The organism is Pelomonas parva, assembly GCF_043555835.1.
GTDB classification, from domain to species: Bacteria; Pseudomonadota; Gammaproteobacteria; order Burkholderiales; family Burkholderiaceae_C; genus Pelomonas; species Pelomonas parva.
Genome location: NZ_JBIGHV010000002.1, coordinates 667387 through 692176, shown reverse-complemented (window position 1 = coordinate 692176; position 24790 = coordinate 667387). Strand labels below are relative to the sequence as shown.

29 protein-coding genes are annotated in these 24790 nt (G+C 69.6%); 21 read left to right on the top strand and 8 right to left on the bottom strand.

The features are described 5' to 3' along the window. The first annotated feature begins 7 nt into the window (after nucleotides 1–7). The 5 genes from pxpB (at nucleotide 8) to ACG00Y_RS06660 (ending at nucleotide 3617) form a co-directional block, all read left to right on the top strand. Complete coding sequence (pxpB, locus tag ACG00Y_RS06680; RefSeq protein WP_394477161.1) at nucleotides 8–640, top strand: 5-oxoprolinase subunit PxpB; 633 nt, start codon at nucleotides 8–10, stop codon at nucleotides 638–640. Further along, nucleotides 637–1569 (top strand): 5-oxoprolinase subunit C family protein, encoded by a 933-nt coding sequence (locus tag ACG00Y_RS06675; RefSeq protein WP_394477159.1) that lies wholly within the window; start codon nucleotides 637–639, stop codon nucleotides 1567–1569. Before pxpB ends, ACG00Y_RS06675 begins: the two co-directional genes overlap by 4 nt. Continuing rightward, nucleotides 1554–2288, top strand: a complete 735-nt coding sequence (pxpA, locus tag ACG00Y_RS06670; protein ID WP_394477158.1) for a 5-oxoprolinase subunit PxpA — start codon at nucleotides 1554–1556, stop codon at nucleotides 2286–2288. The genes ACG00Y_RS06675 and pxpA overlap by 16 nt, the downstream gene beginning before the upstream one ends. Beyond that, on the top strand, nucleotides 2285–3274 hold the full coding sequence (locus tag ACG00Y_RS06665; protein ID WP_394477156.1) for a DUF72 domain-containing protein: 990 nt from the start codon (nucleotides 2285–2287) through the stop codon (nucleotides 3272–3274). The genes pxpA and ACG00Y_RS06665 overlap by 4 nt, the downstream gene beginning before the upstream one ends. 109 nt (nucleotides 3275–3383) lie before the next feature. Next, nucleotides 3384–3617: a CsbD family protein gene (locus ACG00Y_RS06660; protein ID WP_394477154.1), complete on the top strand. Its 234-nt coding sequence runs from the start codon at nucleotides 3384–3386 to the stop codon at nucleotides 3615–3617. A 65-nt stretch (nucleotides 3618–3682) separates the two neighbouring features. Here ACG00Y_RS06660 and ACG00Y_RS06655 read toward each other — a convergent pair whose 3' ends face one another. Then, nucleotides 3683–3901, bottom strand: coding sequence for a hypothetical protein (locus ACG00Y_RS06655; protein ID WP_394477152.1), 219 nt, complete (start codon nucleotides 3899–3901; stop codon nucleotides 3683–3685). Between the two features lie 46 nt (nucleotides 3902–3947). Here ACG00Y_RS06655 and ACG00Y_RS06650 point away from each other — a divergent pair, with 46 nt between their 5' ends. Beyond that, complete coding sequence (locus ACG00Y_RS06650; protein WP_394477150.1) at nucleotides 3948–4208, top strand: Loki-CTERM sorting domain-containing protein; 261 nt, start codon at nucleotides 3948–3950, stop codon at nucleotides 4206–4208. Between the two features lie 40 nt (nucleotides 4209–4248). Here ACG00Y_RS06650 and ACG00Y_RS06645 read toward each other — a convergent pair whose 3' ends face one another. Next, complete coding sequence (locus ACG00Y_RS06645; RefSeq protein ID WP_394477148.1) at nucleotides 4249–4863, bottom strand: TetR/AcrR family transcriptional regulator; 615 nt, start codon at nucleotides 4861–4863, stop codon at nucleotides 4249–4251. A gap of 141 nt (nucleotides 4864–5004) precedes the next feature. Between ACG00Y_RS06645 and ACG00Y_RS06640 the strand changes: the two genes are divergently transcribed. The 8 genes from ACG00Y_RS06640 (at nucleotide 5005) to ACG00Y_RS06605 (ending at nucleotide 13022) form a co-directional block, all read left to right on the top strand. Beyond that, nucleotides 5005–5793 carry an SDR family NAD(P)-dependent oxidoreductase gene (locus tag ACG00Y_RS06640; RefSeq protein ID WP_394477146.1) on the top strand — a complete coding sequence of 263 codons (789 nt, stop codon included), beginning with the start codon at nucleotides 5005–5007 and terminating at the stop codon, nucleotides 5791–5793. A gap of 83 nt (nucleotides 5794–5876) precedes the next feature. Continuing rightward, nucleotides 5877–6752, top strand: a complete 876-nt coding sequence (locus ACG00Y_RS06635) for an alpha/beta fold hydrolase (protein ID WP_394477495.1) — start codon at nucleotides 5877–5879, stop codon at nucleotides 6750–6752. 12 nt (nucleotides 6753–6764) lie between these two features. Next, the gene (locus ACG00Y_RS06630; protein WP_394477144.1) at nucleotides 6765–7610 is read left to right on the top strand and encodes an alpha/beta fold hydrolase; all 846 of its coding nucleotides are present in this window, start codon (nucleotides 6765–6767) and stop codon (nucleotides 7608–7610) included. A 32-nt stretch (nucleotides 7611–7642) separates the two neighbouring features. Further along, nucleotides 7643–8041 (top strand): helicase, encoded by a 399-nt coding sequence (locus tag ACG00Y_RS06625; protein ID WP_394477142.1) that lies wholly within the window; start codon nucleotides 7643–7645, stop codon nucleotides 8039–8041. A 7-nt stretch (nucleotides 8042–8048) separates the two neighbouring features. Continuing rightward, a complete protein-coding gene (locus ACG00Y_RS06620) occupies nucleotides 8049–9296 on the top strand; it encodes an NADH:flavin oxidoreductase/NADH oxidase family protein (protein WP_394477140.1) in 1248 nt (415 codons plus the stop codon). 24 nt (nucleotides 9297–9320) lie between these two features. Continuing rightward, nucleotides 9321–10307, top strand: coding sequence for an acrylyl-CoA reductase (NADPH) (acuI, locus tag ACG00Y_RS06615; RefSeq protein ID WP_394477138.1), 987 nt, complete (start codon nucleotides 9321–9323; stop codon nucleotides 10305–10307). A gap of 13 nt (nucleotides 10308–10320) precedes the next feature. Continuing rightward, on the top strand, nucleotides 10321–10779 hold the full coding sequence (locus ACG00Y_RS06610) for a (2Fe-2S)-binding protein (protein ID WP_394477136.1): 459 nt from the start codon (nucleotides 10321–10323) through the stop codon (nucleotides 10777–10779). Nucleotides 10780–10781: 2 nt separating this feature from the next. Then, nucleotides 10782–13022: a xanthine dehydrogenase family protein molybdopterin-binding subunit gene (locus ACG00Y_RS06605; RefSeq protein WP_394477134.1), complete on the top strand. Its 2241-nt coding sequence runs from the start codon at nucleotides 10782–10784 to the stop codon at nucleotides 13020–13022. A 293-nt stretch (nucleotides 13023–13315) separates the two neighbouring features. On the opposite strand, the gene ACG00Y_RS06600 is transcribed toward ACG00Y_RS06605, so the two are convergent. After that, nucleotides 13316–13903, bottom strand: coding sequence for a TetR/AcrR family transcriptional regulator (locus ACG00Y_RS06600; protein ID WP_394477132.1), 588 nt, complete (start codon nucleotides 13901–13903; stop codon nucleotides 13316–13318). A gap of 112 nt (nucleotides 13904–14015) precedes the next feature. Between ACG00Y_RS06600 and ACG00Y_RS06595 the strand changes: the two genes are divergently transcribed. Then, complete coding sequence (locus ACG00Y_RS06595; protein ID WP_394477130.1) at nucleotides 14016–14483, top strand: nuclear transport factor 2 family protein; 468 nt, start codon at nucleotides 14016–14018, stop codon at nucleotides 14481–14483. A gap of 321 nt (nucleotides 14484–14804) precedes the next feature. Here the strand turns inward: ACG00Y_RS06595 and ACG00Y_RS06590 are convergent, their stop codons facing one another. The 5 genes from ACG00Y_RS06590 to ACG00Y_RS06570 are packed head-to-tail and all read right to left on the bottom strand — an operon-like array spanning nucleotide 14805 to nucleotide 18912. After that, complete coding sequence (locus tag ACG00Y_RS06590) at nucleotides 14805–15662, bottom strand: alpha/beta fold hydrolase (RefSeq protein WP_394477128.1); 858 nt, start codon at nucleotides 15660–15662, stop codon at nucleotides 14805–14807. Between the two features lie 12 nt (nucleotides 15663–15674). After that, nucleotides 15675–16751 carry an alkene reductase gene (locus ACG00Y_RS06585; RefSeq protein ID WP_394477126.1) on the bottom strand — a complete coding sequence of 359 codons (1077 nt, stop codon included), beginning with the start codon at nucleotides 16749–16751 and terminating at the stop codon, nucleotides 15675–15677. 34 nt (nucleotides 16752–16785) lie between these two features. Continuing rightward, entirely contained in the window at nucleotides 16786–17787 is a 1002-nt protein-coding gene (locus ACG00Y_RS06580) for an NADP-dependent oxidoreductase (RefSeq protein ID WP_394477124.1), read from the bottom strand. A gap of 9 nt (nucleotides 17788–17796) precedes the next feature. Then, on the bottom strand, nucleotides 17797–18252 hold the full coding sequence (locus tag ACG00Y_RS06575; protein ID WP_394477122.1) for a DUF2147 domain-containing protein: 456 nt from the start codon (nucleotides 18250–18252) through the stop codon (nucleotides 17797–17799). 54 nt (nucleotides 18253–18306) lie between these two features. Continuing rightward, nucleotides 18307–18912 carry a TetR/AcrR family transcriptional regulator gene (locus tag ACG00Y_RS06570; RefSeq protein ID WP_394477120.1) on the bottom strand — a complete coding sequence of 202 codons (606 nt, stop codon included), beginning with the start codon at nucleotides 18910–18912 and terminating at the stop codon, nucleotides 18307–18309. 201 nt (nucleotides 18913–19113) lie between these two features. Here ACG00Y_RS06570 and ACG00Y_RS06565 point away from each other — a divergent pair, with 201 nt between their 5' ends. The 6 genes from ACG00Y_RS06565 (at nucleotide 19114) to ACG00Y_RS06540 (ending at nucleotide 24773) form a co-directional block, all read left to right on the top strand. Beyond that, nucleotides 19114–19890, top strand: coding sequence for a crotonase/enoyl-CoA hydratase family protein (locus tag ACG00Y_RS06565; RefSeq protein ID WP_394477118.1), 777 nt, complete (start codon nucleotides 19114–19116; stop codon nucleotides 19888–19890). An 8-nt stretch (nucleotides 19891–19898) separates the two neighbouring features. Further along, nucleotides 19899–21776: a feruloyl-CoA synthase gene (locus ACG00Y_RS06560; protein WP_394477116.1), complete on the top strand. Its 1878-nt coding sequence runs from the start codon at nucleotides 19899–19901 to the stop codon at nucleotides 21774–21776. Continuing rightward, a complete protein-coding gene (locus ACG00Y_RS06555) occupies nucleotides 21773–22708 on the top strand; it encodes an amidohydrolase family protein (protein ID WP_394477114.1) in 936 nt (311 codons plus the stop codon). The genes ACG00Y_RS06560 and ACG00Y_RS06555 overlap by 4 nt, the downstream gene beginning before the upstream one ends. Further along, the gene (locus ACG00Y_RS06550) at nucleotides 22708–23427 is read left to right on the top strand and encodes an alpha/beta fold hydrolase (RefSeq protein WP_394477111.1); all 720 of its coding nucleotides are present in this window, start codon (nucleotides 22708–22710) and stop codon (nucleotides 23425–23427) included. Before ACG00Y_RS06555 ends, ACG00Y_RS06550 begins: the two co-directional genes overlap by 1 nt. Further along, on the top strand, nucleotides 23421–23861 hold the full coding sequence (locus ACG00Y_RS06545) for a nuclear transport factor 2 family protein (protein ID WP_394477109.1): 441 nt from the start codon (nucleotides 23421–23423) through the stop codon (nucleotides 23859–23861). Before ACG00Y_RS06550 ends, ACG00Y_RS06545 begins: the two co-directional genes overlap by 7 nt. 357 nt (nucleotides 23862–24218) lie before the next feature. Further along, a complete protein-coding gene (locus ACG00Y_RS06540) occupies nucleotides 24219–24773 on the top strand; it encodes a hypothetical protein (protein ID WP_394477107.1) in 555 nt (184 codons plus the stop codon). Nucleotides 24774–24790: the final 17 nt, after the last annotated feature.

Here is a 24790-nt window from a genome sequence, read left to right as displayed (position 1 = left end):
TTCGGCCATGACCCCGCTGTCCATCCATCCCCTCGGCGAGACGGCCTTGTGCTGCACATTGCCGGCGCCGCTATCGCTGGCGCAGCAGCAGCGCCTCTGGCAGCTCGCCGATGGCCTGAAAGGCGTGGACGGCGTGCAGGCCCTGATCCCGGGCATGAACAACCTGACCCTGGTGTTCGACCCGCTGCGCACCGAGCCCGCCGAGCTGGAAGCGGCGGCGCTCGCGCTGTGGGCCAAACCGCCGCGCCGCCAGCAGCTGGGCCGGCTCGTCGAGATCCCTGTGACCTACGACGGCCCCGACCTCGGCGATGTCGCGTCGCACTGCGGGCTGAGCGCCGAAGAGGTCCAGCACCGCCACACGCAAAGCGAGTACGTCGTCTACTTCATCGGCTTCCAGCCCGGCTTCGCCTACCTGGGCGGGCTGGACCCGGCCCTGCACACGCCGCGCCGCGCCGAACCACGCTTGGCCGTGCCGGCCGGCGGCGTGGGCATAGCCGGTGCGCAGACGGGCATCTACCCGCTGGCCACGCCGGGTGGCTGGCAGCTGATCGGTCGCACGTCGCTGGCCTTGTTCGACCCGCAGGCCGAGCCGCCCACGCTGCTGGCGCCGGGCGATCGCGTGCGCTTCGTGGCGACATGATCGAGATCGTTCGCGCCGGCCCGCTCGCCACCGTGCAAGACCTCGGCCGCCCCGGCTGGCGCGACCGGGGCCTGAGCCTGTGCGGCGCGCTGGACGAGTTCGCGCTGCAGGCCGGCAACCTGCTCGTCGGCAACCCGCTGGGCACGGCCGGCCTGGAGTTCACGCTCGGCGCCGCCACGCTGAGCTTTCATGCCGACGCCTGCATCGCCGTCACCGGCACGGATGCCGAGGCCAGCCTTGACGGCCGCCCGCTGCGCCCCTGGTGGCGCCAGCGCGTGCGCGCCGGCCAGACACTCAAGCTCGCCGCGCCGCGTGAGCGCATGCGCAGCTATGTCGCCATCGCCGGCGGCCTCGACCTACCTCTCGCGCTGGGCTCGCTGAGCACCGATCTCAAGGGCGGCTGCGGTGGGCTGGACGGCCGCGCGCTGCGCGACGGCGACCGCCTGCCGCTGATGCCCTTGCCTGCCCTGCCCGCGCGCGCCGTCGGCATGCGCCCGCCTGCGTGGACACCGACCGTGCGCGTGCTACCCGGCCCCGAGCACGACGACTTCACGGCTGCTGCGCGCGAAGCCTTCTGCGCCAGCGACTGGACCGTCACGCCGCAGAGCAACCGCATGGGCTACCGCCTCGCCGGCCCCGCGCTTGAGCGCGAGCGAGGCGAGGAGCTGGCCTCGCACGGCGTGCTGCCCGGCGTCGTCCAGGTGCCGCCTTCCGGCCAGCCCATCGTGTTGCTGGCCGATGCACAGACGACGGGCGGCTACCCCAAGATCGCCGTCGTCATCCGCGCTGACCTGTGGAAGCTCGGCCAGCTGCGCCTGGGCGCGCGGCTGCGCTTCCTGCCCTGCACGCCGGCCGAAGCGCTGGCCGCGCTGCGCGAACAACGATTGCTGCTGGAGCAGATGAGGATGGCGCTATGCATGTCGACCTGAACGCCGACCTCGGCGAAGGCGCACCCGACGACGCCGAGCTGCTGGCCCTGGTCAGCTCCGCCAACATCGCCTGCGGCTGGCATGCCGGCGATGCGCGGCTGATGCAGGCCACTGCGACGGCAGCGCTGGCGCGCGGCGTGGCCATCGGCGCCCACCCGAGCTACCCGGACCGTGAGAACTTCGGCCGCAGCGAGATGCAGCTGAAGCCCGCCGACGTGCAGGCCGACCTGATCTACCAGATCGGCGCGCTCGACGCTCTCGTCAAGGCGCAGGGCGGCCGGCTGCACCACGTCAAGCCGCATGGCGCCCTCTACAACCAGGCCGCGCGCGACCCGGTGCTGGCCGATGCGATCGCTGCCGCCGTGCTGGACGTGGACCCCGGCCTCGCCGTCTACGGCCTGGCAGGCAGCGAGCTGCTACGCGCCGCCGAGCGGGCCGGGCTGCGCCCCGTGGCCGAGGTGTTTGCCGATCGCGGCTACCGCGCCGACGCCAGCCTGGTGCCGCGCGGCCAGCCCGGCGCGCATGTCGACGATGTGGACGAGGCCGTGGCGCGCACGCTGCGCATGGTGCGCGAAGGCGTTGTGCAAGCCGTGACCGGCGAGACGGTGCCGCTGCAGGCGCAGACGATCTGCCTGCATGGCGACGGGCCGCATGCGCTGGCCTTCGCGCGGGCCATCCACGCGGCGCTGACGGCGGCCGGCGTGCAACTGCGCCCATGACGGACCAGAACGACCTCTTCGGCGCGCCACCCGAGAAACGTCCACGCGGCGTGCAGCCCGCGCCGCCGCTGGCCGAGGACTTGGCGCTCGCGACGCGGCTCTCGCCCCACATCCACCTCGGCACCTCCACCTGGAGCTATCCCGGCTGGCAAGGCCTGGTCTGGGCCGGCAAGCACAGCGAGGCCACGCTGTCCAAGACCGGCCTGCCGGCCTATGCCGCCCACCCGCTGCTGCGTGCCGTCGGCATCGACCGCGGCTTCTACCGGCCGCTCGCCGCCAGCGAGTTCCAGCGCCATGCCGAGCAGGTACCGCGCGGCTTTCGCTTCACCGTCAAGGCGCCCAGCCTCGTGACCGACGCGCTGCTGCGCAGCGAGGGCGGCCGCGGCCAACAGCCCAACCCGCTGTTCCTGGACCCGATGGCGGCGTTGCAGGACTTCATAGCACCCGCCTATGAAGGCCTGGGGCAGAGCATCGGCGCGCTGGTTCTCCAGATCAGCCCCCTGCCCGGCCCAAGGCTGGCGCGCATGAACGAGCAGTTCGACCTGCTGCACGCGCTGCTGCTGGCGCTACCGAAGCCGCCGGCCGGCGTGCTGGCCGTGGAGGTGCGCGATGTTGCCTGGCTGACGCCCGATCTCGTCGCCCTGCTGCGCGACACCGGCGCGCGCTATTGCCTGGGCCTGCACCCCAAGCTGCCGCCGCTGAGCGAACAGCTCCCACTGCTGCGCGCGCTCTGGCCCGGCCCGCTGGTGGCGCGCTGGAACCTGAACCGACTGCACGGCGCCTTCGGCTACGAGGCCGCCGAGAAGAAGTACGGCGAGTTCAGCGAGATGCTGGACCCCGACCCCGAGACGCGTGCCGAGCTGGCCCGCGTCATCCGCGGCACGGCCGGCGAGGGGCAGGATGTGTTCGTCACCATCTCCAACAAGGCCGAGGGCTCGGCGCCTCTGAGCGTGCGCGCGCTGGCACAAGCCGTCGTACAGGGCTGACCGGTTCCGTCCTACAACCGCCCTCCCCCTGCGCCGACCCGCCGATCCAGTGCATCCAAGCACAGTGACCTCACCGCAGCGCCAGCTGCTTTGTTCACAAGGAGTCACCATGAACTGGGATCGCATCGAAGGCCAATGGAAGCAACTGACCGGCAAGGTGCAGGAGCAATGGGGCAAGCTGACCGATGACGACCTCGACGTCGTCGCCGGCCGCCGCGACCAGCTCGCCGGCAAGATCCAGGAGCGCTATGGCGTGGCCAAGGACGACGCCGAGAAGCAGATCGCGTCCTGGGAGCGCAGCGCGACGGACGACTGGTTCGACCGCCCGCGCACCAAGGTCTGAGGCCTCGCGCCGTGAACAAAGCCGCCCTGGCCGGGCGGCTTTCTCGTTGCCGACGCCAAAGCCTCTCAGTTCGTGGCTGCGGAGGCCTCTTCGGCAGCGCGCCGGGCCGCGTCGTTGAGGCTGTCCTGCACCTGCCGGCCCGCCGCCTCCGGCTGGGACAGCGGCGCGCTCGCGGCGGAGGCGCTGGCAGCCGGCGGCTTCAGCACGGCCGTCTGCTTCTTGACCAGCGACAACACGATGGCCGCCACGATGACGAGGGCGAGGATGCTGAGGGCAGCGCGCATGACGAGGGCTCCAGTTGTTGAATCAGCTTAACGCGCCAGCCAGGCCTTGAACTCCGCTGCTCGCTCCTGGCTGACGAACAGCCCGCCCGCCAACGCAGGGCGCAGCTGCAGCGTCAACCGCCCCTTGCCCGCCGCCGCACGCGCGGCCAGCAAGGTCTGGCGGTTGGCACTCGCCTACGGCGTTCTGCTCGTCGGCGGCCTGGTGCTCTGGTGGCCCAAGCGCCGGCGGCAGGCATTCCCGCTCGTGCTGGCCCTCGTGATGCTCGGCGTGACGGGGCTCTGGCTGTGGTGGCGCAGAAGGCGTTGACGTAACGAGGCTGTGTACAGCTCGGGAAATCGAGGCGGCGTCAACCTCGTTGGCTGCCCGCCGAAGGCCCCGCTTCACTCTGTGGCGCCACCAGCGACCCGAGGATGGCGTCGCGGCAGACGGTGAGGAATTCGTCGGCGAGTGGCGAGTCGTCCGGGCAGGCCCGCGACATGACGAGCGCGCCCACGGCGTGGGACAGCAAGTCGATGATCCTGGCTCGCGCTTGGCTGGCGTCGGCCTCGGACACCGTTTCACCACGCGGAGCCAGTGCGGCGATCAGGGACTCGATGCCCGTCGAGAAGGCAGCCCGCACGGCGTCGGGCTGCCGCGCCGCATCCCCTCCCAGGGCGGCCATGGTGCAGCCGGTGGATCGCCCGTCGCGGTGCTCACGCGACAAGTAGTACCTGACGAATTCGGCGGGGTCCAGGCCCTCGCCCGTCAGCGCCACGGTCTGGGCGATGCCGCAGGCCGTCGACTCCGCGATCAGGTCGGTCTTGGAGCCGAACTGCTTGTAGAAGCCGCCGTGGGTGAACCCCGCCGCAGCCATCAGGTCGGCCACGCCGACGCCGTCATAGCCGCGCTCGCGAAACAGCTGGGAAGCCGTCTCGACGACATGCGCCCGATTGGCCTGCGCCTGCGCTTTGCTGACCTTCATCGCTTCTGTACCCCGGAACGCGTTGTTTTACCGGGCGAATCTTATATTGATGTCAATCATCATCAAAGTCTTGACTTTTTTGATGACGAACATAATCATTGAGGCATCCCAACCCATCACGCCGCGCAGGCGCTCGCGAACATGACCACCCTCTCCACCGTCCTCATCACCGGCGCGTCCAGCGGCATCGGCGCCGTCTACGCCGAGCGCTTTGCCCAGCGTGGCCATGACCTGGTCCTCGTCGCCCGCGACAAGTCGCGCCTGGACGCCCTGGCGGCCCGCCTGCGCGACACGCACAAGGTGGCGGTCGACGTGCAGCAGGCGGACCTCACCCAACAGGCCGACCTGGCTGCGGTCGAAGCCCGTCTGCGCGAGGACGCGCGCATCGGTACGCTAATCAACAACGCCGGCATGGCGCAGTCCGGCGGCTTCGCCCAGCAAGCCCCGCAAGACATCGAGCGGCTGATCGCCCTCAACACCACGGCGCTGACACGCCTGGCAGCGGCGATCGCGCCGCGCCTGGTGCAGGCCGGCGCGGGCGCCATCGTCAACATCGGCTCGGTGGTGGGCCTGGCGCCGGAATTCGGCATGACGATCTACGGCGCGACCAAGGCCTTCGTGCTGTTCCTGTCGCAGGGCATGCACCTGGAACTCTCGCCCAAGGGCATCTACGTGCAGGCGGTGCTGCCGGCGGCGACGCGCACAGAAATCTGGGAGCGCGCGGGCATGGACGTCAACAGCCTGCCCGAGGTCATGGACGTCGACGAGCTGGTGGACGCCGCGCTGGTGGGCTTTGACCGCCGCGAGCTGGTCACCATCCCGCCGCTGCAGGTCGCGGAACGCTGGGATGCGCTGAACGGCGCCCGCCAGGGGCTGCTGTCGGACGTGCGCCAGGCGCACGCGGCCGAACGCTATCGGTCGCAGGCCTGAGCGGCCCCTTCATGTCACCCCGGAGCCACGCCATGCCCATCCGTCTTCTCAAATCGAGCGTCTACGCGCTGGCACTGTCTGCCATGCTCGCGTCACCCCTTGCCGCTGCCAGTGACACGGCTGCCGCGACGTGGAAGGACGTGCCGACGCAGAGTATCTCTGCCGATGGCGTGACCTACGCCTACCGCGAACTGGGGCGCCAAAACGGCGGCACGCCCGTCGTGCTGCTGGTGCACCTGGCTGCCGTGCTGGACAACTGGGACCCGCGCATCGTCGATGGCCTCGCCGCCAGGCACCACGTCATCGCGTTCGACAACCGCGGTGTCGGCGCCTCCAGCGGCAGCCCGGCCAACACCATGGAACAGATGGCCGACGATGCCCTCAGCTTCATCAAGGCCAAGGGCTTCAAGCAGGTGGACCTGTTCGGCTTCTCGATGGGCGGGATGATTGCGCAGGAGGTCGTGCTGAAGGAGCCGCAGCTGGTGCGCCGCATGATCCTGGCCGGCACCGGCCCCGCCGGCGGCGAGGGCATCAGCACCGTTGCGGGCGTGGCGAACTACGACCTGATCCGCGCCACGCTGACGGGCCAGGACCCCAAGCAATACCTGTTCTTCACGCGCACGCCCGCCGGCATCGACGCCGGCAAGGCCTTCCTGCAGCGCCTGCAGGAGCGCACCGACAACCGCGACCGCGACATCGCCGTCTGGGCCTATGTGTCGCAGCTTCAGGCGCTGAAGGCGTGGGGGGAGAAGCGGCCGGCCAATCTGTCGACGGTCAAGCAACCCGTCCTCGTGGCCAACGGCGATGACGACCGCATGGTGCCCACGAGCAACTCCTATGACCTGGCCAAGCGCCTGCCCAACGCGCAGCTGGTCATCTACCCGGACGCCGGCCACGGCGGCATCTTTCAGCACCACGCGGACTTCGTGTCCAAGGCGCTGGCCTTCCTGGCCAACTGAGCGCAGCACCCCATGACTGACACCCACCTCACCACGCCCACGCGATTCCTGGCGGTCGACGGCACCCGCTTCGCCTACCGCCGCTGGGGCAACGCGGCTACTGCGCAGCCGCCGCTGCTGATGCTGCAGCACTTCCGCGGCGGCATGGACCACTGGGACCCGCTGATGACGGATGGCCTGGCCGAAGGCCGCGAGGTGATCCTGTTCAACGGCCGCGGCGTGGCTTCGTCAGGCGGCACGCCGCGCACGCGCATCGAGCACATGGCCGATGACGCCGCCGCCTTCGTCCGCGCGCTGGGCTTGAACCAGATCGACCTGCTCGGCTTCTCGCTGGGCGGCTTCCAGGCGCTGGACCTGACCTGGCGCCACCCCGAGCTGGTGCGCAAGCTGATGCTGCTGGGCACCGGCCCGCGCGGCGGCGACCCGGAGATGGAGCACCGCGTGCTGGGCACGGCCGTCAACCCGGTGCCGACGCTTGAAGACTTCCTCTACCTGTTCTTCGGGCGCTCCGAGGCGGCGGCGCAGGCCGGCCGTGACTTCTGGGAGCGGCGCCATCGGCGTGTCGACCAGGACCCGCCGTCCTCACCCGAGGCGGCCAAGGCCCAGATCGAAGCCAACCTGCACTACCTGCCCAGGCTGTCCGAAGACGATCCCTTCGCCTATCTGCGCGGCATCCAGCAGCCCACGTTCATCCTCAATGGCGTGCACGACGTGATGATCCCGACCGTCAACTCGTTCTACATGGCGCGCAACCTGCCCAACGCCCAGTTGTTCGTCTACCCCGACTCTGGCCACGCCGCGCAGTTCCAGTCGCCGCAGCGCTTCCTGCGCCACGCGGTCCAGTTCCTCGGCGAGTGATCGCCTTGCCCGCCCTCTGAAGGTCGCCCGTCATGTTGAAGTTCAAGTTCCTGTTGTGGGCGTTCGCCCAGATGCTCAAGCGCAAGATCCGCAGCGACGCCGACTGCGCGCGCTACGTCGCCAGCAAGCGCCTGGTGTTCCAGATCCGCACCGCCTCGGGCGCCGGCCGCTACTTCGTCATCGAGGGCGGCGCCATCCGTTCCTTCGCCGGGCTGGCTGCGGCTCCCCAGTTCACCTTCAGCTTCAAGGACGCAGCCAAGGGCTTCGCCACCCTGTCGGCCAAGGACAGCCAGGCCGCCTTCCTCCGCGCGGTCGGCAGCAAGCACCTCACCATCAGCGGCGACTTCCAGGAAGTGATGTGGTTCCAGGGGCTGACGGCCTATCTGCAAGCACCCAAGCGCGTCTCGCCCTACGACCGCACCGCCTTCTGAGCCGCCCATGCCAACCAACCTGCTGAACCAGCCCCTGCGCCTGCCCAACGGCGGCGTGCTGCGCAACCGGCTCGCCAAGGCGGCCATGAGCGAGACGCTGGCCACCTACGACAACCGCCCGACGCCGGGCCTGGTGCAGCTGTACCGCCGCTGGGGGGCCTCGGGCCTGGGGCTGATCGTCACCGGCAACGTGATGATCGACCGGCGCGCACTCGGCGAGCCCGGCAATGTCGTCATCGAGGACGAGTCCGAGATGGCCGTCCTGCGGCAATGGACGCAGGCGGCGACCGCGCAAGGCTCGGCGCTGTGGGCGCAGCTCAACCACCCGGGCAAGCAATCGACGCGGGGCTTGAATGCCTTCAACCTGGCGCCCTCGGCCGTGCCCTTCCGCGAGGACATGGCGGCCTTCTTCGACACCCCGCGCGAGGCCAGCGCTGCCGACATCCAGGACATCATCCAGCGCTTCGGGCGCAGCGCGGCCCTGTGCAAACAGGCCGGCTTCGATGGCGTGCAGATCCACGCCGCGCACGGCAATCTGATCAACCAGTTCCTGTCGCCGCATCACAACCGCCGCAGCGACGATTGGGGCGGCACCGCCGAGAAGCGGCGTCGCTTCCTGCTGGCCGTCTACGCCGAGATCCGCCGTCTGGTCGGCCCGGACTTTGCGGTCGCCATCAAGCTCAACTCGGCCGACTTCCAGCGCGGCGGCTTCACCGAGCAGGACTCGCTGGCGACGATCCACGCGCTGGCCGATGCGGGCATCGACCTCATCGAAATCTCCGGCGGCACCTACGAGGCGCCCGCCATGAGCGGCGCGTTGCACGAACCGCTCAAGGCTTCCACGGCGGCCCGGGAGGCTTACTTCCTCGGCTTCGCGGAGCAGGCGCGCGCCACGACCCGGGTGCCGCTGATGGTGACCGGCGGCTTCCGCACGGCGGCCGGCATGAACGCGGCGTTGCGCAGCGGCGCACTGGACGTGGTGGGCCTGGCCCGGCTACTGGCCATCGACCCCGACGCGCCCGCCGCCCTGCTGCAAGGGCGGGACAGCACACAGCAGGTCCGCACCATCAGCACGGGCCTCAAGGCCGTGGACCGGCTGGGCATCATGGAAGTGCTCTGGTATGCGCGCCAGCTCAAGCGCATCGCGCGGGGCCAGGCGCCGCGCCCGGCCGAGAGCGGCCTGGCGGCCTTCCTGAAGTCGGCCCTCGGCAGCGGCTGGGGCACGTTTCGCACGCGCCGCCTGCGGGTTCGCTAACCCATCATCACAACGGAGACACACATGAACTTCCAGGCGCTGCTGGCCAGCAAGACGGACGACAAGACCTCGACGGCCCTGGTCGACTTCGACGAAGCCGACCTGATGCCGGGCGACGTCACCGTGGCCATCGACTATTCGACGGTCAACTACAAGGACGCGCTCGCGGTCAGCGGTCGCGCGCCGGTGATCCGCCACTACCCGCTGATCCCCGGCATCGACTTCGCCGGCACGGTGCAGGCCTCGTCCCACGCCGGCTTCGCGGTGGGCGACCGCGTGGTGGCCAATGGCTGGGGGCTGAGCCAGACCCACCATGGCGGCTTTGCGCAGCGGGCGCGCGTCAACGGCGACTGGCTGGTCCAGCTGCCCGACGTGTTCTCGACGCGCGACGCCATGGCCATCGGCACGGCGGGCTACACGGCGATGCTGTCCGTGCTTGCGCTGGAGCACGCGCAAGTCATGCCCGACTCGGGCGATGTGCTGGTCACCGGCGCCGGCGGTGGCGCCGGCTCCATCGCCATCGCGCTGCTGTCCAGGCTGGGCTACCGCGTCGTCGCCTCGACGGGGCGCCTGGCCGAGACCGACTACCTGCGCCAGCTGGGTGCGGCCGAAGTCATCGACCGCCGCACGCTGTCGGAGCCAGGCGTGCCCATCGCCAGGGAGCGCTGGGCGGGCGCCATCGACTCGGTGGGCAGCCACACGTTGGCCAACGTGCTCGCGCAGACCCGCTATCGCGGCGCCGTCGCGGCCTTCGGGCTGGCCCAGGGCACCGACCTGCCGGCGTCGGTGCTGCCCTTCATCCTGCGCAACGTGACCCTGGCCGGCATCGACTCCGTCAACGCCCCGCAGCCGCTGCGGCTGCAGGCCTGGGCCCGGCTGGCGAGCGCCCTGGACCTGGACAAGCTGGCCAGCGCCACGAGTGTGGTCGCGCTGGCCGATGTGCCTCGAATTGCCGACCAGGTACTCCAAGGCCAGGTCCGCGGCCGCGTGGTCGTTGATGTCAATGCCTGACGAGGGCAGCACCATGAATCTGACCGTCAACAGCAAGTCCCACGCGATCGACGTGGAGCCCGAGATGCCCCTGCTGTGGGTGCTGCGCGATGAGCTGCGCCTGACCGGCACCAAGTTCGGCTGCGGCATCGCGCAGTGCGGCGCCTGCACCGTGCATGTGGACGGCAACGCCGTGCGCTCTTGCGTGACGCCGGTGGGCGCCGTCAGCGGCGCCGTCACCACCGTCGAGGGCCTGGGCACGCCAGCCGCCTTGCATGCCGTGCAGGCGGCCTGGGTGGAGCACCAGGTTGCCCAGTGCGGCTACTGCCAGTCGGGCCAGATCATGAGCGCGGCCGCCCTGCTGCAGCACAACCCGGCGCCCAGCGACGCCGACATCGACGCCGCCATGTCCGGCAACCTCTGCCGCTGCGGCGCCTACCCGCGCATCCGTGCGGCCATTCACGACGCAGCCACACGCACCCGGGGAGCCTGACCATGGGCAAGCTCGCAACCATCGCCCGCCGCAGCTTCCTGATCGGCTCGGCCGCCGTGGCCGGTGGCGTCGCCTTCGGCATCTACAAGGTCCGGCAGGCGGCGCCCAACCCGCTGCTGGACGACCTGCCGCCAGGCGCCGTCGCCCTCACGCCCTTTGTTCGCATCGATGGCCAGGGCGTGACGCTGATCACGCCACGCGCCGAGATGGGCCAGGGCATCCACACCACGCTCGCGGCGCTGGTGGCCGAGGAGCTGGACGTGGCCTGGGACAGCATCCGCGTCGAGCACGGCCCGCCCGGCGCGGCCTACTACAACCGCGCCCTGGTGGAGCACAACGTCCCCTTCTCGGAGCTGGACCAGGGCCTTGCGGCCGAAGCCATGCGCGGCGCCATGGGCGCGATGGCCAAGCTGTTGCCCATGCAGATCACCGGCGGCTCCTCCAACGTGGCCGACCTGTTCGACCGCATGCGTGCCGCCGGTGCGGCGGCGCGGTTCGCGCTGGTGGCGGCGGCGTCACCCAAGCTCGGCCTGCCGGCAGCACAGCTGAAAACCGACAACGGCAGCGTCATCGCCCCCGACGGCCGACGCCTGAGCTACCAGGAGCTGGCAGCCGCAGCGGCCGGCATCGAGCTGCCCGCGAGCCCGCCACTGAAGGCCCGCGAACAGTGGCGCTACCTCGGCAAGTCCATGCCGCGCGTCGACATGGTGGCCAAGTGCACCGGCACGGCCAGCTTCGGCATCGACGTGCAGCTGCCCGACATGGTGTTCGCCACCGTGCGCATGAACCCGGCGAAGGGCGCGGCCCTCGTCAGCTCGGACGCCAGCGCCGCCAAGGCCATGCGCGGCGTGTTGAAGGTGCTGGACCTGCCCGGCGGCGTTGCCGTCGTTGCCAACAACACCTGGCGCGCCTTCCAGGCGGTGCAGGCCGTGCGCTGCGACTGGGCGGAGCCGACCTACCCCGCCAGCACCCAGGCGATGGTCGATGCCATCGTGGCCTCGATGACCGAGAAGAACCAGGACAGCCGGCTGCGGGACGATGGCAACGTCGACAAGGCGCTGTCCGGTGACAAGGTGCTGGAGGCCGAGTACCGCGTGCCCTTCCTGGCGCACGCGACGATGGAGCCGATGAACGCGGTGGCCTGGCTGCATGACGGCCAGCTCGACATCTGGGCCGGCGTGCAGAACCCGACGGCCGCGCGTGACCAGGCGGCCCAGCTGGCAGGCCTCGATGCCAGCCAGGTGCGCCTGCACGTCATGCTGATGGGCGGTGGTTTCGGCCGGCGCCTGGAGTCCGACTACGTGGCGCAGGCCGTGCAGCTGGCCGTGGCGATGGCAGGTCAGCCGGTCAAGCTGACCTGGCGCCGCGAAGAAGACATGGCGCAGGACTTCTACCGCCCCGCCGCCGTGGCACGTTTGCGGGGCACGACGGCCGCGAAGCAGGTGAGCGCGCTGGACGTCCAGGTCGCCTCGCTGTCGGTGGTTGAGTCCAACCTCGGCCGCCTGGGCCTGCCCGCCCTGGGGCCGGACGCGAAGATCATCGAAGGCGCCTACGACCAGCCCTACGGCATCGCCAACTACCGCGCCACGGCCTACCGCACGCCGGCCGCCCGGCCGGTGAGCTACACGCGTTCGGTGGGCAATTCGTACAACGCCTTCTTCATCGAGAGCTTCATCGACGAGCTGGCCGCGCAGGCCGGCGCCGACCCGCTGGACATGCGGCTGGCGCTGCTCAGCCATGAGCCCTCGCGCCAGGTGCTGTCGGCGGTGGCGGCCCTGTCGGGCTGGGGCCAGCCGCTGCCCGCCGGGCGCGGCCGGGGCCTGGCCTTTCACCTGTGCCGTGGCGTGCCGGTGGCCCAGGTGGTCGAGATCACGACGACCCCGCGGGGCGTGAAGATCGACAAGGTGTTCGTTGCCGTGGACGTGGGCACGGCGCTGGACCCGCGCAACCTCGAAGCGCAACTGCAGTCGGGCGTGATCTTCGGGCTCAGTGCCGCGCTGTATGGCGAGATCAGCTTCGCCCAGGGCGCGGCCGAGCAGAGCAACTTCCACGACTACCCGGTGCTGCGCCTGCAGCAGGCGCCTCAGATCGTGGTCAAGGTGCTGGAGAGCGGCGGCGCCATCCGCGGCGTGGGCGAAACCGGCGTGCCGCCCGTGGCCCCGGCGCTGGCCAACGCGATCTTTCAAGCCACTGGCAAGCGCATTCGGGAGTTGCCGCTGCGCAGGCACGTCGACTTTGTTTGATGGCAGGGGGTGGCCAAACCTGGCCGAAGCGGCTGGCTTGGATGGAACGCGTTGCTGGTCCTGGCCGTCGGCGATTTACGGCTCTGCAGCGGGAAGAGACATTCGAGGTTTGTCCGCGAACTCTCCCCGCCGACCCGTTGCGGCCGTTGGCGTCGGGGATGCTGACCCGTGGAAAGCAGCCCTTGAGCGCGAGAGATCACCGACAGAGCGTGGGAGGCACTTATCGGAACGCATCTCTCAGCCCAGCTCTGCCAAGGCTGTAAGGCGCAGAGCAGGCTGACCTCCAGTCGCATTCAGGCTTTGTGGTTCAACTGGTCGGCAGTGAATTGGAGCGCGCGCAGCGCGAGTGCCGAATCCTCGCTGTACTGGGCCTGCACGATGGCGCCATCCACGGCGATGGCCAAGGCCTCGGCCGTCTTCCTCCGCTGACCCGACGGCGGCAACAAGGCTTCGATGGCATCGGTCATCTGCTGCTTGTGCTGGCGGGTGGCCTCAACGACCGCAGGGATCGCGGGCCCCATCTCGCTGACGCCGTTGAGAAAGGCACAGCCGCGGAAACCGCCGAGTGCCTGGCCGCTGAACCATTCGCTCAGCACGGGCGGCAGCGCCTGTGCACCCCGTGACGCGCCGCCGTGGCGCGCCAAAGCCTCCGTGAACCACGTCATCCACAGGTCGTGTCGACGGTTCAGGTACGCCAGGATCAGGTCGTTCTTGCTCGGGAAGTGTCTGTAGAAGGTCACCTTGGTCACGCCGGCCTCGGCGATGACGCGGTCGATCCCGGTGGCCCGCAGGCCCTCGGCATAGAAGAGGTCGTGCGCCGTGCGCAGGATGCGTTCTCTTGCGGGCAGGTCGCCGATGTCGACATCAGTGCGTGGGGCCATGCCCGCACTATAGACAGACTTGTCTACATGCGCCAGAATTCGCACGTAGACAGATCTGTCTACGCGCCGCCGGTCTGCGGCCCATCCTGACCCTTCACTGAAAGCCACTGCCATGGACACCCGCCCCCCGCTGCCGCCGTTCACCCGTGAAACCGCCATTCAGAAGATTCGCCTGGCCGAAGACGGTTGGAACAGCCGCGATCCCGCACGCATCGTGCTGGCCTACAGCCCAGACACGGTCTGGCGCAACCGGGCGGAGTTCCCTCGTGGCCGCGCCCAGGCGCAAGCCCTGCTGGAGCGCAAGTGGGCGCGGGAGCTGGACTACCGCTTGATCAAGGAGCTCTGGGCCTTCGACGGCAATCGCATCGCGGTGCGGTTTGTGTACGAGTGGCACGACGACGCCGGCAACTGGTTCCGCAGCCACGGCAACGAGAACTGGGCGTTCGACGAACAGGGATTGATGACGCATCGCCACGCGAGCATCAACGACCAGCCGATCAAGGCCGAAGACCGCAAGTTCCATTGGCCGCTCGGCCGGCGCCCGGACGACCATCCAGGGCTCACGGCGCTGGGCCTCTGACCTGAACGCACAGCCACGCCAGACGCGTGCAAGCCGAGCCCCAGCGCCGCGGAACCAGCCACCCGCCTGCACCAGCAACTGATGCGCGGGACTGCGCAGGTCGAGTAGAGAAGTGGCCCCGGCTTGCCCGTCCAGAGCAAGCGCCCATCCTTCACTCCCGCGATGCCAATGCGGTCGTTCGCGAGGGGCCGCTCGTGGCCGATCTGAAACAGTCAGCCCGCCTCGCCGAATACCCGCTCCCCGCCTTTTGCAGCCATCAACTACGACGTGGACTTCACCCGGTTTCAATTGAGCCCTGGATGCACGTCCGCGGCGCAGCCGTCAGCGTGCCAGGAACACGAGCGCCCTGGCCACGAAGTCGGCGTGGAACTGGAACACCGCGCCGTGCCCGGAGTCCGGATAGATGACCAGCTCGCTGTTCGGCAAACGCTGCGCCAGGTCGTGCGTGTTCTGGCTCGGCACCATGCGGTCGTTGTCGCCATTCGCGACCAGGACCGGGTGGTGGATCTTTGACAGGTCGGTAGGCGCCTTGTTGCCCCACAGGCGCAGCGCCTTGAGCTGGGCCTGCAGCGCGGCCACGGTGATGGCCTTGTCACGGCCTTCGGTGCGTTCCTTCAGGCGCAGCAGGAATTCCTTGCCCGCACGGATACCGGCCGGCGTCCGCGTGAAGAACAGGAACTGCTTCGGGTCCTGGAAGGTCAGCCAGCCACGCAGCATGTCCAGGTAGGTCACGCGGGCCACCTGGCTGATGCCTTCGCCGCCCGCCGGGCCGGTCCCGGTGATGATCATCTTGCGCACCAACTGGGGCGCCATCTGCACGATCTCCTGGGCGACCATGCCGCCCATCGAGAAGCCGAACAGGTCGACCTGCTTCAGGCCCATGGCCTGGATGAAGCTGATGGCGTCATGGGCCATCTCCTCCATCGACGCCGCCGGCACGCCGCTCGATGCGCCGACGCCGCGGTTGTCGAAGGCGATCACGCGATGCCTGGCCGCCAGCCCGTCGATGACGCGCGGGTCCCAGTTGTCCAGCACGGCGGCCAGGTGGATGAGGCACACCAACGGCGTGCCGCGGTTCTCGGTGCCGAGTTCCCGATAGGCGAACTGCACCCCACCGGCGGACACTGTCCGGGTCGGCACGTTCTTCCAGGTGACCGGCGAGGCGGGCGACGTGTTCACGGCTGGAGCCGCTCAGGCCGCGAGCGCGGGATAGTCGGTGTACCCCTTCGGGCCCGGGGTGTAGAACGTCGCCGCGTCCACCGCGTTGAGCGCCGCGTTCGCCTGCAGGCGCGTGACCAGGTCCGGGTTGGCCAGGAAGGGGCGGGCAAAGGCGATCAGGTCAGCCTGGCCTGCATGCAGCGCGCGCTCTGCGCTGTCGCGATCAAAGCCGCCGGCCAGGATGAAGTTGCCCTCGAAGGCCTTCCTCAGCCTGGCCTTCAGCTCCGCAGGCACGGGTGGTGCGCCCATGGCCGAATGGTCCAGCAGGTGCAGATAGGCCAGTCCGAGCTTGGACAGCTCCTCCGTCAGCGCCAGGTATTGGGTGTCGACTTCAGCGAAGGCGCCGGTGCTGTTGAACACGCCGTAGGGCGAGAGCCGGATGCCGACGCGATCCCCGCCGATGGCGGCCACGGTGGCGCGGGCAACCTCCAGCGCAAAGCGGTTGCGGCCCTCGATGCTGCCGCCGAATGCATCGGTCCGCTGGTTCACGTTGGCGTTCAGGAACTGCTCGATCAGGTAGCCGTTGGCCGCGTGCAGCTCGACGCCATCGAACCCCGCCTCGATGGCCAGCAGCGCGGAGTTCGCATACTCCTCGACGACGTAGGCGATGTCGGTGGCCGTCATCGGCCGCGGCGTGCTGTGCGCCTGCATGCCTTGCGAGTCGGTGTAGATGTCGCCGGGGCAGGCACTGGCCATGGGCCCCAGCACCTCGGCACCGGCCGGCAGGTTGGCCACATGGCTCACGCGGCCGGTGTGCATCAGCTGCACGAAGATCTTGCCGCCTTGGGCATGGACCGCATCGGTCACGGCCTTCCAACCCCGCGCCTGCGCGCTGTTGAAGAGCCCCGGAATGCGCGCGTAGCCCAGGCCATCGGGCGATGGCGATGTGCCCTCCGTGATGATCAGGCCTGCCGAGGCGCGCTGGCCGTAGTACTCGGCCATCAGCGCGTTGGGGGTGTTCGCATCGACGGCGCGGTTGCGCGTCATGGGCGCCATGACGGCACGGTTGCGCAGTTGGAGGGCACTGCTGGCCAGGGGTTCGAAGAGCATGGTTTTCCTTGAGAAAGAGAGGAGCCGCTTGGGCTCACTTGATCTTGATGACGACCTTGCCCTTGGCACGGCCCGACTCGACGTAGGCCAGCGCCTCGTTGGTCGCATCGAAGGGGAACACCCGATCGATGACGGGGCGGATGGCGCCCGCCTCGATGAGCTTGGTGATTTCCCGCAACTGGGGGCCGCTCGCCTTCATGAAGAGGAAGGCATAGCGAACCTCTCGGCGCTGTGACCGGCGCCGGATGCCCCAGCTCAGCAGCCGCATGACCAGCCGCACGAAGCCGGGCGCCGCAATCTCCGCGCCGAAGTCCGGGTCAGGCGGCCCGGAGATGGAGATCAGCTTGCCGCCGCGTTTGAGCACGTTGAGCGACTTCTCCAGCGTCTTGCCATCCTGGCTGTTGAGGACGACGTCGAAGTCTCGCAAGACCTGCTCGAAGTCCTGCGTCTTGTAGTCGACGGCGATGTCCGCGCCGAGGCCCTTGACGAGCGCGGTGTTGCCCGCGCTGGTGGTCGTGGCCACCGTGGCGCCCAGGTGCTTGGCCAGCTGGATCGCAAAGGTGCCGACACCCCCGGAGCCGGCCTGGATGAAGACCTTCTGCCCCCGCTTCAGCCCGGCCTTGCCGAACAGCGCCTGCCAGGCCGTCAGGCCCACCAGCGGGATGGAGGCGGCCTCCTCCATCGTGAGGTTCCGGGGCTTGGGCGCCAGCGAGGCCTCCTTGACGGGGACGAACTCGGCGAACGTGCCAATGCGGAAGTCGTCCACCCGCGCATAGACCTCGTCGCCCGCCTTGAACTGCCGGGCACGCGGCCCCGTCTTCACGACGACGCCTGCGACGTCGTGGCCCAGGGCCGTGGGCAGGCGGTAGGGCAGGATGAGCTTGAACTCGCCGTCCCTGATCTTGGCGTCCAGCAGGTTCACGCTGGCGGCATGCACCTCGACCAGGACTTCATCGTCCCGCAGCTCCGGCACCGGTGTTTCCGCCGCCCGCAGCGGGCGCTGCTTGCCGTAGCGTTCCAGGAGAAATGCTTTCATGACGCTTCCTTACTCCTGGCGCAACCAGGTCTGTGAGCGGCCCAACATGGGCACGCCGATATAGCCACGCACGCTGAGCTGCTGGCCGTTTTGAATGAGGCGCAGCTGGCTGCGGTAGACCTTGCCGTTGTCGGGGTCCAGGATCTGCCCGCCGACGTAGTCGTCGCCATCCTTGGTCAGGCCGCTCAGGATGACAAGGCCCAGCACCGGCGCGTTCTTCAGCGCGCCCTCGCACTTGACGCACTTCGGGTTTGGTTCTTCGCCGGCGGCGGGAAAGACCTTCTCGATCCGCCCCTGCAGCTTTCCATTCGCTTCGGTCACCCGGATCAGCGCCCGTGGCTTGCCGCTGACGTCGTCGACGTTCTTCCACAAGCCAACCGGCGAGGCGTCGCCGGCCCAGGCATGCAAGGGCGCGAGTGCCGCAGACAGTGCGATCAGCGAGACCGCTTTGAAGATGTTTCGCATGATGCTCGTCATGTGTTGAGTCCAAAAAAGATGGCAAGGCCCGCCATCAGGCAATCAATGGCCGTCCGGTGTCAGATGCTTGAGCGCTGCGGCGCGCAGCCCGTCAGCCAGGGCCGGCTCATCCACGGCGCGCGACAACATCAGCGCGCCAACCATGGTGGCAACGGTCACCAGCGCACGCTCATGGGCGGCCGGCGAACCCCAGTCGGCGGACTGGCGGGCGAGCAGGTCCACCATCTCCTTGATGTGCCGTGTCGCCACGCGGCGAACTTCCGGTGCCTGACGAGCCGTCTCCGATCCGAGCGCCGCCAGCGGGCAGCCCACATCGATGCCAGCCGCGTGTTGCTCGGACAGGTAGACGGCCAGCATGGCTGCCAAGGCCGACCCGGGTGGCACGCCGGCCACCACGTCGGCCGCGACGCCCGCCGACTCGGCGCAGGCCTTTGCCGCAGCCTCGGCCAGCATGGCCTCGCGCGACTCGAAGTGGGCATAGAAGGCACCATGCGTCAGCCCGGCCTCCTTCATGATGTCTGCGACGCCCGTGCCGTCGTAGCCGCTGCGGCGGATGGCCCGCGCGGCCACCGCCACGATGCGCTCGTGGGTGGCGTCCTTCGCCGCTGCTCTCGCGTTGATTGCTGACTTTCGCATGATGTGCATCATACGCATGATCCACCACGGCGCAACATCGGCCACTCAGACCTGGCGCGTCGCGCCGGGGGTTTTTCACGGATTGGCCGGGGCCGGGGAAGCCGTCTCCACGGGCCTCGGCCAGGCCCTACTAGGGCAATCACCAGGGTTGTACGCCAACATCATCATTAGCTAGACTAACAATAACTCAACAAAACCAATCAGGCGAACCCCATGACCCCATCGGACCTGGTCACGTGCACTGTCGAAGGCGCAGTTGCCACGCTCACCCTCAACCGGCCGGCCAAGCGCAATGCGCTGAGCCTGGAGATGATCCGCACGCTGGACAGGCACCTGGCCGCGCTGCCCGAGTCCGCGCGCGTCATCGTGCTCGCAGCAAATGGCGATCACTTCAGCGCCGGTCTGGACCTGAGCGAGCTGGGCGAGATGTCGGCCGCCGAGGGCGTGTTCCATTCCCGCGCCTGGTACGAGGTGTTCGACCGCCTGCAGTTCGGCCGGCGGCCGGTGGTGGCGCTGCTGCACGGCGCGGTGGTGGGCGGCGGGCTGGAGCTGGCGGCCTGCGCCCATGTGCGCGTGGCCGAGCACAGCGCCTACTTCGGCCTGCCCGAAGGCCAACGCGGCATCTTCCTGGGCGGCGGCGGCTCGGTGCGCATCAGCAAGCTGATCGGCTTTTCGCGCGTCACGGAGATGATGCTCACCGGCCGCACCTACAACGCCGACCTGGCCATGCAGGTGGGCCTGGTGCACCACTGCGTGCCCGACGGCGAAGGCGCCGCCAAGGCGCTGGAGCTGGCCCAGCGCATCGCCAGCAATGCGCCCATGTCCAACTTCGCCATCATGCATGCCCTGCCGCTGATTGCCGAACAGCCGATGTCGCACGGCCTGATGACCGAGTCGCTGGTGGGCGCCATCACGCAGTCCGCCCCCGAGGCCAAGGCCCGCATGGCGGACTTCCTCGCCAAGCGCGCCGCCAAGGTCGAGCGCAGCTGAGCCCCGCCATGAGCGCCGCCGCCCCCTACCGTCCCGTGGCCTTCGGGCCCTATGGCGCCGAGATCACGCCGCAGCCCGACGGCGGCTGGCTGATCCGCGCCCACCAGCCGATCGCGGCCTATCCGCGCCGCTTCACCGAGCACCTGTTGCACTGGGCCGCCACCGCACCGGACCGCAGCTTCCTCGCCCAGCGCGAGCGCGGCCCGCTGGGCACACCCGGCCGCCCCTGGCGCCACCTCAGCTATGCCGAGGCCGCTGCCCAGGTGAAGGCACTGGGCCAGGCCTTGCTGGACCTCGGCCTGTCGGCCGAACGGCCCCTGATGCTGCTGTCGGGCAACGACATCGAGCATGCGCTGCTGACGCTGGCGGCCATGCATGTGGGCGTGCCGGTCGCGCCCATCTCGCCGGCCTACTCGCGGCTGGACCCGCAGGCTGCCAAGGTCGCGCAGGCGGTGGCGCTGCTGCAGCCGGGGCTGGTGTTCGCCGCCGATGGCGACGCCTTCGGCCCGGCGCTGGACAAGGCCTTAACTCAGGGTAGGCCGGGCACGCCGGTGCTGCTGACCCACGGCCACCGGCCGGGCGCGCTGCGCATGCTCGACCTGCTGCGCACCGTGGCCACGCCCGCCGTGGACGCGGCCCACGAGCGCGTGAGCGCCGACACGGTCGCCAAGCTGCTGTTCACCTCGGGCTCCACGCAGGCGCCCAAGGCCGTCATCAACACCCACCGCATGCTCTGCGCCAACCAGCAGATGTATGCCCAGTGCTACCCCTTCCTGGAGGAGGAACCGCCGGTGCTGGTGGACTGGCTGCCCTGGCACCACACGGCCGGCGGCAATGCCAACTTCGGCCTGGTGCTGCGCAACGGTGGCAGCCTCTACATCGACGAGGGCAAGCCCACCGAGGACGGCATGGCCGAGACGGTGCTGAACCTGATGGACGTCTCACCCACGGCCATCTACACGGTGCCCAAGGGGCTGGAGATGCTGGCCCACCACATGGCGCAAGACCCGGCACTGCGCGACCGCGTGCTGGCCAGGCTCAAGCTCATCTTCGCGGCGGGCGCGGCCATGCCGCAGTCGGTCATCGAGCTGGTGGACCGGCTGGCCACCGAGGCGCTGGGCCAGCGCATCCCCATGACCATGGGCCTGGGCATGACCGAGAGCGGCCCGTTCGCGGTGTCCCACCACCTGCCCGGCTGGCGGCAGGGCATCGTCGGCCTGCCCGCGCCGGGGCTGGACCTCAAGCTCGCGCCCGTGGGCGACAAGCTGGAGCTGCGCTACCGCGGCCCCAGCATCACGCCCGGCTACTGGGGCCAGCCCGAGCTGACGGCGGCCGCCTTCGATGACGACGGCTTCTTCTGCAGCGGCGACGCCGCGCAGTGGATAGACCCGGCCCAGCCCGCGCGCGGCCTGCGCTTTGACGGCCGCATCGCCGAGGACTTCAAGCTCATCACCGGCACCTGGGCCAACGTCGGTCAGCTGCGCGCCCGCGCCATGGCCGACGCCCTGCCCTATATGCACGACGTCGTCGTCACCGGCGACGGCCGCGATGCGCTGGGCCTGCTGGTGTTCTTCGCACCGGCCGCGGCCGAGCTGGCGGCGCCCGGCACGCCGCACGACCCGGCCGCCTGGGCCGCCGACCCGGCCGTGCGCGCCTGGGCGCAGCGCTGGCTGGACGCGCTGGCGGCCACCGGCACCGGCAGCTCCAACCGCATCACCCGCGCGCTGCTCGTGCCGGCCGCGCCCAGCGCCGCGCAGGGCGAGGTGACGGACAAGGGCTCGCTCAACCAGCGCGCCGTGCTGCGCGCGCGCGTCGCGCTGGTGGAGCGCCTGTACGCCGAACCGCCACCCGCCGACGTGCTGCTGGCCAACGAGGGCCAGCGATGAGCGAGCAAGCCCTGCAGGACCTGGTCGCCATCGACATCCACACGCATGCGACCGTCTCCACACGCAATGCCTTCGACCCTGTTGCCGACGCCTTCGACCAGGCCATGGCCAGCTACTTCAAGGAGGCCATGCCCCGGCTGACCATCGCCGAGACGGCCGCCTACTACCGCGAGCGCCGCATGCTGTCGGTCATCTTCTCGGTCGACACCGAGCGCGGCATGGGCCAGGTGCGCATCAGCAACGAGGAGGTGGCCGAAGAGGCCGCGCAACACCCGGACGCCCTCATCCCGTTCGCCAGCGTCGACCCGCTGCGCGGCAAGATGGGCGCGCGCGAGGTGCGCCGGCTGGTGGACGACTTCGGCGTGCGCGGCTTCAAGTTCCATCCCTCGGCCCAGGCCTTCTACCCGAACGACCGCGCCTGCTACGAGGTCTACGAGGCCATCGCCGAGGCCGCGCTGCCGGCCATCTTCCACAGCGGCCAGACGGGCATCGGCGCCGGCATGCGCGGCGGCGGCGGCGTGCGGCTGAAGTACTCCGACCCGATGTTCCTGGACGACGTGGCGGTGGACTTCCCCGACATGCCCATCGTCATCGCCCACCCGTCCTTCCCCTGGCAGGAGAACGCGCTGGCCGTGGCCACGCACAAGCCCAATGTCTGGATCGACCTGTCCGGCTGGTCGCCCAAATACTTCCCCGAGATCCTCATCAAGTACGCCAACGGGCTGCTGAAGAAGAAGATGCTGTTCGGCTCCGACTTCCCCGCACTCACGCCCGAGCGCTGGATGGCCGACGCCGCCACGGCCGGCCTGCGCCCCGAGGTGATGCCACTGCTGCTGAAGGACAACGCCGTGCGCCTGCTGCGCCTGGACGAGCATCCCGTGTGGGGCCGCTACCAGCGCCTGCAGCCACCGGCCGGCGCGGAGTGCTGCTGATGGCGGCGCCGCTGCTGGTGCTGGTGCCGGGGCTGCTGTGCGACGACAGCGTCTGGCAGCCGCAGATCGCCGGCCTGGCCGACCGCGCCCGCTGCTGGGTCGCGCCCAACGACGGGCATGACAGCCTGCCGGCGCTGGCCACCGAGCTGCTGCGCCAGGCGCCGGCCGAACGGTTCGCGCTGGCCGGTCACTCCATGGGCGGGCGCATCGCGCTGGAGGTCATGCGCCAGGCGCCCGAGCGCGTCGAGCGCCTGGCCTTGCTGGACACCGGCTGGCAGCCGCGCCCGGGCGGCGAAGCGGGCGAGGCCGAGCGCCACCAGCGCCTGTCCTTGCTGGCCGCGGCGCGCGAATCGGGCATGGCCGAGCTGGCCCGGCGCTGGTTGCCCGGCATGGTCAGGCCCGAGGCCCATGGCAGCGCCGTGTACGGCCAGATGCAGGCCATGGTCCAGCGCCACACGCCCGAGCAGTTCGCCGCCCAGGTGCAAGCCCTGCTGGAGCGTCCCGACGCCGCCGACGTGCTGGCCCGCGTCGCCTGCCCCAGCCTCGTGCTGTGCGGTCAGGACGACCAATGGAGCCCGCCCGACCGCCATGCGGCCATGGCCCGCCTGATCCCGGACGCAAGGCTGGTGCTGGTGCCCGACTGCGGCCACATGAGCACGCTGGAGCAACCCGAAGCCGTCACGGCCGCGCTGGCCGACTGGCTGACCGAGCCATGCTGATCGACGAGCTCACGCTGCTCAGCGCCGAGGCCGGCTGCCGGCGCACCGTGCTGCGCAGCGCGCACTGCATCGACACAACCGATCCTGCGGGCCTGGCCGCGCTGTTCACGCCCGACGGAGAACTGCACCGCCCTTCCGGCGAACCGGCCCGGGGGCGTGAGGCCATCGAGGCCGCCTACCGCAACCGCCCGGCCGAGCGGCTGACACGGCATCTCGTCGTCTCCACGCTGGTGGAGATGCAGTCGGCCGACACGGCCTGCGCGCTCAGCCGCGTGCTGCTCTGGGTGGGCGATGCCGGCGACCCCGCCGGGCCGCAAGGCCGGCAACGCCGGGGCGCACCGCTGCTGGGCAAGTTCGCCGACCGCCTGCGCCGCCAACCCGATGGCAGCTGGCTGATCGAGCACCGCGACGCCAGCTTCGAGTTCCACGGCTGAAGCGTCCTCGCAGGGCAGGAAGTGAGTGAAGTGAGGGCCGAGCGCCGGGCCGCTGCGTACTCCAGCGGTCGTCAACATGCAGGCCAGAGCGATGAGCACGCAATCCAGTCACCGCTAGCACCTGCGGCAGCCAGCAGGTGAACGAGCGGTGAGTCGGCGTTGCAGCGCGAGCGGTCACCGAAGATTTCTACTTCGCCTTTCCAGCTCATAGCACCCTCGCTGTACCGGGTAAGGCGTGTGGGCGTCAGCTCAGTGCCGAAGACTCCGATCCCTGACGGGAATGCCAGCGCGAGCGAATACACAGAGCGACTCGGAAGTTTCGGTACTCTTTCGGCTATTCAAGGGAGGACAACAAATATGAATGACCTAAAAGGCTGCGCTGCATTGGCCTTAGCCGCATCAATGTTGACCGCCAGCGCCGCAGCGCAGACACCTGCGGCCCAGAGCACAACGCTGAAGAGCAATTCCTTCGTAGCGCAAGCCGAAGCCGCATATGTGGCGCATCTGGCGTCCGAGAAGACCGGAGATGTAGCCCTGTACAAGCAGTCCCGGGCCAAAGGAGCTGTGGACGAGATGTTGGCGAACCTGCGCCAGCGGGGGATGTCAGACAAGGACCTGCCCACCATGCTGAAACGCGGGGCGAAGTACTCGACGCCGCTGGATGGCTATCGCCTTCTCCAGGCCGACGGCGCGGGCGGTGCCGGGCGGCTGTTCTACCGCAAGGACTGGAAGAACGGCGAGACGGAGATGGTCGATTTCCTGGGCTACGTTACCCGCTGGGAAGACGGGCGCTGGAAGATTGATTGCGTGCTCAATGCGACGGGCACCAAGCTGGGCCTAGGCTCGGGCGGCAAGTTGCAGGAGCGCACCGTGGACGAGGTGGCCGGGCATCGGTGCTTATCGTTGAAGTAAGCCAAGCCCGCAAACAT

Excerpts from the sequence above, each read along its gene's own strand:
- ACG00Y_RS06540 (WP_394477107.1), top strand. The coding sequence starts at position 24,219 with ATGAATGACCTAAAAGGCTGCGCTGCATTGGCCTTAGCCGCATCAATG.
- ACG00Y_RS06550 (WP_394477111.1), top strand. The coding sequence starts at position 22,708 with ATGGCGGCGCCGCTGCTGGTGCTGGTGCCGGGGCTGCTGTGCGACGAC.
- ACG00Y_RS06570 (WP_394477120.1), bottom strand. The coding sequence starts at position 18,912 with ATGATGCACATCATGCGAAAGTCAGCAATCAACGCGAGAGCAGCGGCG.
- pxpA (WP_394477158.1), top strand. The coding sequence starts at position 1,554 with ATGCATGTCGACCTGAACGCCGACCTCGGCGAAGGCGCACCCGACGAC.
- acuI (WP_394477138.1), top strand. The coding sequence starts at position 9,321 with ATGAACTTCCAGGCGCTGCTGGCCAGCAAGACGGACGACAAGACCTCG.
- ACG00Y_RS06545 (WP_394477109.1), top strand. The coding sequence starts at position 23,421 with ATGCTGATCGACGAGCTCACGCTGCTCAGCGCCGAGGCCGGCTGCCGG.
- pxpB (WP_394477161.1), top strand. The coding sequence starts at position 8 with ATGACCCCGCTGTCCATCCATCCCCTCGGCGAGACGGCCTTGTGCTGC.
- ACG00Y_RS06620 (WP_394477140.1), top strand. The coding sequence starts at position 8,049 with ATGCCAACCAACCTGCTGAACCAGCCCCTGCGCCTGCCCAACGGCGGC.
- ACG00Y_RS06585 (WP_394477126.1), bottom strand. The coding sequence starts at position 16,751 with ATGCTCTTCGAACCCCTGGCCAGCAGTGCCCTCCAACTGCGCAACCGT.
- ACG00Y_RS06555 (WP_394477114.1), top strand. The coding sequence starts at position 21,773 with ATGAGCGAGCAAGCCCTGCAGGACCTGGTCGCCATCGACATCCACACG.
- ACG00Y_RS06660 (WP_394477154.1), top strand. The coding sequence starts at position 3,384 with ATGAACTGGGATCGCATCGAAGGCCAATGGAAGCAACTGACCGGCAAG.
- ACG00Y_RS06605 (WP_394477134.1), top strand. The coding sequence starts at position 10,782 with ATGGGCAAGCTCGCAACCATCGCCCGCCGCAGCTTCCTGATCGGCTCG.
- ACG00Y_RS06640 (WP_394477146.1), top strand. The coding sequence starts at position 5,005 with ATGACCACCCTCTCCACCGTCCTCATCACCGGCGCGTCCAGCGGCATC.
- ACG00Y_RS06565 (WP_394477118.1), top strand. The coding sequence starts at position 19,114 with ATGACCCCATCGGACCTGGTCACGTGCACTGTCGAAGGCGCAGTTGCC.
- ACG00Y_RS06575 (WP_394477122.1), bottom strand. The coding sequence starts at position 18,252 with ATGCGAAACATCTTCAAAGCGGTCTCGCTGATCGCACTGTCTGCGGCA.
- ACG00Y_RS06630 (WP_394477144.1), top strand. The coding sequence starts at position 6,765 with ATGACTGACACCCACCTCACCACGCCCACGCGATTCCTGGCGGTCGAC.
- ACG00Y_RS06595 (WP_394477130.1), top strand. The coding sequence starts at position 14,016 with ATGGACACCCGCCCCCCGCTGCCGCCGTTCACCCGTGAAACCGCCATT.
- ACG00Y_RS06675 (WP_394477159.1), top strand. The coding sequence starts at position 637 with ATGATCGAGATCGTTCGCGCCGGCCCGCTCGCCACCGTGCAAGACCTC.
- ACG00Y_RS06580 (WP_394477124.1), bottom strand. The coding sequence starts at position 17,787 with ATGAAAGCATTTCTCCTGGAACGCTACGGCAAGCAGCGCCCGCTGCGG.
- ACG00Y_RS06625 (WP_394477142.1), top strand. The coding sequence starts at position 7,643 with ATGTTGAAGTTCAAGTTCCTGTTGTGGGCGTTCGCCCAGATGCTCAAG.
- ACG00Y_RS06645 (WP_394477148.1), bottom strand. The coding sequence starts at position 4,863 with ATGAAGGTCAGCAAAGCGCAGGCGCAGGCCAATCGGGCGCATGTCGTC.
- ACG00Y_RS06610 (WP_394477136.1), top strand. The coding sequence starts at position 10,321 with ATGAATCTGACCGTCAACAGCAAGTCCCACGCGATCGACGTGGAGCCC.
- ACG00Y_RS06560 (WP_394477116.1), top strand. The coding sequence starts at position 19,899 with ATGAGCGCCGCCGCCCCCTACCGTCCCGTGGCCTTCGGGCCCTATGGC.
- ACG00Y_RS06600 (WP_394477132.1), bottom strand. The coding sequence starts at position 13,903 with ATGGCCCCACGCACTGATGTCGACATCGGCGACCTGCCCGCAAGAGAA.
- ACG00Y_RS06635 (WP_394477495.1), top strand. The coding sequence starts at position 5,877 with ATGCTCGCGTCACCCCTTGCCGCTGCCAGTGACACGGCTGCCGCGACG.
- ACG00Y_RS06665 (WP_394477156.1), top strand. The coding sequence starts at position 2,285 with ATGACGGACCAGAACGACCTCTTCGGCGCGCCACCCGAGAAACGTCCA.
- ACG00Y_RS06655 (WP_394477152.1), bottom strand. The coding sequence starts at position 3,901 with ATGCGCGCTGCCCTCAGCATCCTCGCCCTCGTCATCGTGGCGGCCATC.